This is a genomic window from Roseivivax sp. CAU 1761, from assembly GCF_054482755.1.
In genome coordinates this window covers 81,358-87,938 of record NZ_JBTLRM010000014.1, presented here as the reverse complement: position 1 = coordinate 87,938, position 6,581 = coordinate 81,358, and the positions used below count along the sequence as shown (strand labels likewise).

At 65.4% G+C, this 6,581-nt stretch carries 6 protein-coding genes and 1 pseudogene; 2 read left to right on the top strand and 5 right to left on the bottom strand.

Annotated features, from left to right (window positions below; genetic code table 11):
• Positions 1–161 precede the first annotated feature (161 nt).
• Entirely contained in the window at positions 162–680 is a 519-nt protein-coding gene (locus tag ACXYMW_RS10755) for a hypothetical protein (protein WP_459035319.1), read from the bottom strand.
• Between the two features lie 106 nt (positions 681–786).
• Complete coding sequence (locus ACXYMW_RS10750) at positions 787–1,737, bottom strand: SDR family oxidoreductase (protein WP_459035318.1); 951 nt, start codon at positions 1,735–1,737, stop codon at positions 787–789.
• 120 nt (positions 1,738–1,857) lie between these two features.
• On the opposite strand from ACXYMW_RS10750, the gene ACXYMW_RS10745 reads away from it, so the two are divergent.
• Positions 1,858–2,454: a TetR/AcrR family transcriptional regulator gene (locus tag ACXYMW_RS10745; RefSeq protein ID WP_459035317.1), complete on the top strand. Its 597-nt coding sequence runs from the start codon at positions 1,858–1,860 to the stop codon at positions 2,452–2,454.
• Positions 2,455–2,648: 194 nt separating this feature from the next.
• On the opposite strand, the gene ACXYMW_RS10740 is transcribed toward ACXYMW_RS10745, so the two are convergent.
• From ACXYMW_RS10740 to ACXYMW_RS10730, 3 genes and pseudogenes are all read right to left on the bottom strand, one after another.
• Positions 2,649–3,635 carry a zinc-dependent alcohol dehydrogenase family protein gene (locus tag ACXYMW_RS10740; protein ID WP_459035316.1) on the bottom strand — a complete coding sequence of 329 codons (987 nt, stop codon included), beginning with the start codon at positions 3,633–3,635 and terminating at the stop codon, positions 2,649–2,651.
• 119 nt (positions 3,636–3,754) lie between these two features.
• Positions 3,755–4,540, bottom strand: coding sequence for an SDR family NAD(P)-dependent oxidoreductase (locus ACXYMW_RS10735; protein ID WP_459035315.1), 786 nt, complete (start codon positions 4,538–4,540; stop codon positions 3,755–3,757).
• Positions 4,541–4,551: 11 nt separating this feature from the next.
• Positions 4,552–5,387: pseudogene (locus tag ACXYMW_RS10730) on the bottom strand (TIGR03571 family LLM class oxidoreductase).
• Positions 5,388–5,656: 269 nt separating this feature from the next.
• On the opposite strand from ACXYMW_RS10730, the gene ACXYMW_RS10725 reads away from it, so the two are divergent.
• The gene (locus ACXYMW_RS10725; protein ID WP_459035314.1) at positions 5,657–6,562 is read left to right on the top strand and encodes a LysR family transcriptional regulator; all 906 of its coding nucleotides are present in this window, start codon (positions 5,657–5,659) and stop codon (positions 6,560–6,562) included.
• Positions 6,563–6,581: the final 19 nt, after the last annotated feature.

The following is a 6,581-nucleotide window of genomic DNA, read 5'->3' as shown; positions in this document are numbered from 1 at the left end:
TAGAACAGCTGCGCCGGAGCCTCCTGCCTGCCCATCATCTCGAAATCCCCCCATCCCCTCAGGATTGAGTGAATCGAAGGACTTGCCGCGCTGCAACACAGACTTTTTCAACAGCATCGGCGGAGAGCAGCCATTCGCTGCACCTGCGATGGACGTCCGCTTCACATCGATAGCGGAAAGGATTTTCCGGCCCGCGCGAGTTGCTCCCTATAGCTTTCCAGCCGCGCGTTGGCATTGGTGTCGATCACCAGGATGACCGTCATCATGCCGAGGGTCGTGATCAGGCTCGCCCGCCAGATCGGGGCGTCGAAGACCGGTATCGCCAGCGCGCTGGCGGCGATGACCAGCGGGATGATCCTAAACACCACGATCCGATATTCGTTTAATACCCTATCGGCACGCGCGATCTCGTCTGCGATGAAGCCGGCAGCATCGGTGGCGTAGGCCGCTGGGAAGCTCGTCAGCCGAGCTTGGCTTGGGAAGAACAGTCCAAGCCCGATGATTAGGATCAGTGTGCCCGCCACCAGCATGGGGACGACAAAGGCCCTCGCCATGTCGGTCCTGCCCAGCTGCCAGAACCCCAGGCTCGCCAAGAGGTAAGACAAGCCAAAGAGGATGAAGAAGGCGGAAGAGAGCATTTCTGCTCTCGTCCAGTCGGTTGCTGTTTTTACGATGTCCACGTTTTCGGCCCTCGTCGGATGCAGTGTCAGGGATCGGAGGGGGTGGGCATGGTGGGCCAATCGGCCCAAGCCCAGCCTCCGCTGTCTCGGCGGGTTCGCGAGGCCCTTACAGGGCCCAGCTGAAGCCTGTGTCCTTCTCGGACCGCTCCCACAGCCTCACCATGACCGGCTTGTCGTGAGCGTGGGCGTTCAGCGTGCCGCGGCCCACCGGGCCGACGAATTCCCTGGTCCCGGTAGGTCCGTAGAGCGCGCGCTCCTCGGTCAGCGCCTCCTCTGTCGCGCACATCACCTCGGGATAGGCCCCCTGTTCGGCGGTCTGGACCATCGGCGTCTTGGTCATCAGCCACCAAATGAGGCGCATCGTTCGGCTGCCGCTGGTCGAGATCAGCGAAGTCGCGGACGAGCCGGGGTGGCAGACGAAGACCTCGACATTGCGGCCGGCGGCCTTGACCCGATCCTGAAGCTCGTAGGCGAACATCATCTGCGCCAGCTTGCTCTGGGAATACGCGGTGTTTGCGCCGTAGCCCTCGTCCCAGTTCATGTCGTCGAAGCGGATCGTCTTCAGCCCCATGTTGTAGCCGAGGCTGGCGACGACGACGATCCGGCCTTGCGCTTCCTCGATGCGGTCGAACAGCATGCCGCAGAGCGTGAAGTGGCCGTAATGGTTGGTGCCAAGCTGGCTCTCGAAGCCGTCCGGCGTCAGCTTGCGCGTCGGCACCTGGGCGATGGCGGCGTTGCAGATTAGCGCGTCGATCCGTGGGGTGGTCTTCAGCACCTCTTCAGCAGCCATGCGGACGGATGCCTGCTCGGCGAGGTCCATGCGGATGAAGCGCACGGGCGCATCGGCGCCGAACTCCTGTTTCAGCTCCTTCACGGCGGCGGCGGATTTCTCGGCGCTGCGGTTCAGCATCACCACCTCCGCGCCCTTGTCCAATAGGATGCGGGCCGCCTGGAAGCCCGCGCCGGCGTTGGCGCCGGTGATGACATAAGTCTTGCCGGCGAGGTTGCCGAGACGCTCGGGCGTCCAGCCTTTCGGGCCGAATTGAATATGTTTCATCGTGGTGTCCTCTGGCGCCGCAGCGCTTGCGCTTGTAAACCGTGGTGTTTACATAGGTGAAGGCAGCGGGAGGTGTAAACCCCTGTGTTTACAAAATTGCGGCACGGTGGGGCGGAATCGATGAAACTGACTGACAAGAAACGAAAAGATATTCTCGAGGCGGCGATCGTGGAGTTCCGCGAGCAGGGGTTTCCGGCCGCGCGGGTAAACCGGATCGCGGAACTGGCCGAGGTGTCGAAGCGCACGCTCTACAAGCATTTCGAGAGCAAGGAGCTGCTCTTCGCCGCGATCACCGACATCCTGCTCGAGGAAATCGCGGCCATGCCGAAGCTGCGCTACCGGCCCGATGCGCCGCTGCGCGAGCAGCTGATCGCGGCTGTGCGGGACTATGCAGGCCATCTGACCGGCGAGGAATATATGGGCCTGAACCGGCTGGTCATGTCGGAGCTGCTGCGCGATCAGGAGCTGGCGCAGGCCTTCTTCGCCAAGGCTGCGATGCAGGACGGCCCGATCTCGGGGATGATCGGCGAGGCGATGCAGGTCGGCGCGCTGCGCAAGGCCGAGCCCGGCTTCGCCGCGGGCCAGCTGCTGTCGATGGTGAAGCATTTCCTGGTCTGGCCGCAGTTCCTGATGGGCGCGAAAGCCGAGGTCGACCCGGATGCCGTCATCGCAGACTGCGTCGACATGTTCCTGGCACACTACGGCCCGAAGGACTGAAACGCTCATCGACCACACGACGACGGACCGCTGGCTTTGCCGGCCACCTCCACGCCGCCGACGGTGCTCGACTGGGGGGGTGTCGAAGGCGGACGCGCAATGTGCCGAGTTGGTCCGCAAAACAACGGGGGGCCAGCCGTGCGGCATGACCGGACGTCCTGCGCGGGCGCCCGATCCGTAGCCCGATCGGAAGATCAGACCTCGACGACGACCTTGCCCATGGCCTCGCCGCTCTTCAGCCGGGCATAGGCGTCGCCAACCTCGGACAGACCGAAGCGCTGCTCGTCCAGCAGCGGCTTCACGGCCCCCGCATCCACGTGCTTCGCGAGGTCGGCGAGGATCTCGCCATGCGCCTCACGCCCGACATCGTGCAGCATCGGCAGCAGCATGAACACGACATGCAGCGACAGGCCCTTGAAATGCGCGGGCGAGAGGTCGAGGGCCACCAGGGCGACGGTCGAGACGACCTGCGCGTTCAGCGCCGCCGCCGCGAAGGAGTTGGTCATGTTCTCGCCGCCGACCGTGTCGTAGACCACGTCGAACCCGGTCCCGCCGGTATGGGCCGCGACATAGGCCTCGACCGTCTCGGCCTGGTAGTCGATGGGCGTCGCCCCAAGCTTTGCGATCGCCGCCAGCTTTGCCTCTCCGGTGCCAGTCGACCACACCTCGGCCCCGAGATGCCGTGCCATTTGCACGGCGAGATGGCCGACGCCACCGGCTCCGCCCTGCACGAGCACCTTGTGGCCACGGCCGACGCCAGCGCGGTGCAGGCCCTCCCACGCCGTGATGCCGACAAGCGGCAGCGCCGCTGCCTCTCGCATGCTCAGCGATTTCGGCTTGTGTGCGATCAGACGCGCATCGGCCGGCATGTATTCGGCCAGCGCGCCCTGAAGGTCGGCGAGGCCACCTGCGCAGCCATAGACCTCGTCGCCGACAGCAAAGCCTGCGACTCCATCGCCCACCTCTTCGACGATACCCGCGAAATCCATGCCGAGGATGGCGGGCAGACCGGGCGACAGGGGCAAGTCCTTGCCCATGTCCCTGATCATCGTGTCGACAGTGTTGACGCTCGTCGCCTTGACGCGGACGAGGACATGGCCGGGCTTGACCGCCGGGCGCTCGGTCTCCGCCGTGGTGAAGGTGGCGTCGGGGCCGTAGTCGTTTAGGATCATCGTCTTCATCGGAAACTCCGGATGATGGTTGCGTTGATCCCGAGATACATTTCTGCGGTTCGGAATATAATCCGGACGATCCTGATTTCAGTTTTCGGTCACGACGTATAATGGGGAGGTCGAGCGAGTCAATTTTCGCCCGCGAGATCCCGGATCGCGGTCATCACCTCAGCCACCTGTGCCGCGTCACGCGCGCCCGGGTGAGGCTCGGCGAAGTCTCCGCTGTCATTGTCGAAATAGCGGCCCGACGCATCGGCGAACGCATCCGACAGCGCGGCACGGCGCAGGATGTCGGCCCCGATCGACAGGTCGTTGCCCGCGACACCGAAGCCTTCCTTGACCATCTTCGAAGCCAGCAGCGACCCGGGATTGACGGCGATGAAGGCGGGTCCGTCCGAGTGGTCCTTCGCCATCTCCCGCGTCCAGATCGTGATCGCCAGCTTGCTCTGCGCATAAGCGCCCATGTGATCGAGACCCCGCTCGCCGCGCAGCGCCGCGACGTCCACAGGGGCCTGCGCAGCCGAGGACAGGTTCACCACGCGGCCAGTAGCGGGGATGATCGGCAGCAGCCGCCGCGTCAGCAGGTAGGGCGCGATGGTGTTGACCACGAAGCGGGTGTCGAGCCCGTCGGGCGTTTGGGACTGGGCGGTTTTGAAGACGCCCGCGTTGTTGATCAGCACGTCGAGGCGGTCGTGGCGCGCGAGGATCTTCTTGGCCAACGCCTCGACCTCTTCCAGCCGCGACAGGTCGGCGCGGAAGGTTTCGGGCCCGCCGCCGACCTCTCGTGCCGCGGCCTCCAGCTTCTCGGCGCTGCGCCCGTGCAGCAGCACGGTGTGACCTCCGGAGGCAAGCGTCTTGGCGGTCAGCAGGCCGATGCCATCGGTTGCGCCGGTGATCAGGATGGTCTTGGGCATGGGGTCTTTCCTCAGCTGTGGAAGTCCGGCAGGATCTCGTCGGCGAGCCGCTGCATGGTGTCCTCGATATCCGCGCCTTTGAAGCGGAGGTTCAGCGCGACGTGGTTGATGCCGAGATCGCGGATCTCGGTCAGGTAGCGCCGCAGGTGATCCGTGCCCGACCGAAAACCGAGATGGATCGGCTCGGGTGCCGCGCCCGGTCGTTCGACGAGGTCGATGTAGAGCGGCTGCATCACCGGCTTGTCGGGCAGGCCCGCCTCGGCGGTCCGACGGCGATACGCGACCACCGCGTGGGCTTGCGCGATTGCATCGCGCGGATAGGTCATCCAGCCATCGCCGTTGCGTGCGACCCAGTCTGGAGATTGCTGGCTGCCTCCGGTGATCAACAGCGGCAACCCTCCCGCAGATGGCTTGGGCAGCATGTCGACGCCGCCGGACAGCCTGCCATGGGCGGTCTCAAGGCGGGGGTAATCCGCGGCCATCGCACGAATGTAGTCCAAGCTGTCACGAAACCGCTCGCCGCGATCCTCGAAGCTCATGTCCAGTGCCGGGTATTCCTCGGGTCGGTCGCCTGAGGCGACGCCCAGAAGCAGCCGGCCGCCGGACAGGACATCCGCGGAGCGGCAGCCTTGGCCACATGTACTGGGTGGCGTAGCGGCAGCACGACACTTGCCATTCCGAGCGCGAGGTCGCGGGTCATGCCCGCCAAGAGCCCGAGATAGACGAAGGGGTCGAAGACCTGCCCGGCATCGCCGAAGGACGGCACGTTGAACGGCACGTCGCGCAGCCAGAGCGCGGAAAAGCCCAGCTCGTCCGCCAACTGCGCACGCTCGACATGTCGCGCCATGTCCGGCACCGCGCTGTCGGGGTAGCTCTCGAGTGGCGCCACGAGGCCGAGGCTCAGTTGCCCGGGGTGGAAGACCGTGCCGTAGGCGCGATTGAGCCTCGCAAAGCTTCCTGTCTCGGTATGGTCCAGCATCTCTGCCTCCTAAAGCGAACACGGCGGTCAGCACCGATAGTCCCGACCGCGTTGCTGTCGCGAGACCCAGACATATCCCTTGCAAACCCGGCAGAAACCGGCGGCAATGCGCATTCAGTTTTCCGGAATCGCATAGAATGGATACCGACAACCTGCGCCTCTTCGTGATGGCGGCCGAGCGGCTCAACATCTCCGCCGCAGGACGCGAGCTGGGGCTTGCGCCCGCCGTCGCGAGTGCGCGCCTCGCCAAGCTGGAGCAGGAGCTTGGGGCGGAGCTTTTGCGCCGCACCACCCGCAAGGTCTCGCTATCGCTGGAAGGGTCGGATTTTCTGCCCTATGCCCGCGAGATCCTCGCTCAAACGGATGCTGCCCGTGCGGCCCTCGGGGGCAGCGACGCAGGCCCGAAAGGCACCTTGCGCTTCGCTGCGCCGAGCAGCTTCGCGCAGCTGCACATCATGCCGCTGCTTCCGGAGTTCCACGGGCTCTACCCCGACCTCACGCTCGACCTGCGTCTCTCCGACACGCGCTTCGACGCAATCGAGGGCAGCTTCGACCTTGCCCTGCGCAGCGGTCCCCTAAGCGACAGCAGCCTCAAGGGGCGCAAGCTTGCCGACGACACCCGGGGTCTCTGCGCCTCGCCGGGCTATCTCAAAGCTCATGGCACCCCGGCCACGCCAGCCGACCTGGCGGGCCACCGGCTCATCGCGTGGAGCAATCTCGAACCACGGGACCTGGTGAGCGCCACCGGGGAGACGGGCCTGCTGGACCCGGCTTGCATGGCGTGCCGCACCATCGTGGATGACGGCGACGCGCAGCGCGAGGCGACCCTCGCGGGGGCCGGGCTGTCGATGAACTCCCTCTGGAACGTCGCCCATGAGATTGCGGCAGGCCGGCTGGTCCGGGTGTTGCCCGACTGGAAGATGAACGACCGCTCGGTCCTCTGGCTGGTCTATCCGCGCAGCAACGTGCTCACCCCGAAGACGCGGATCTTCATGGACTTCCTGATCGGGCGGCTGGCCAGTCGCCTGGGCTGGAGCGAATGAGCTGCCGCCTGTCACAGAG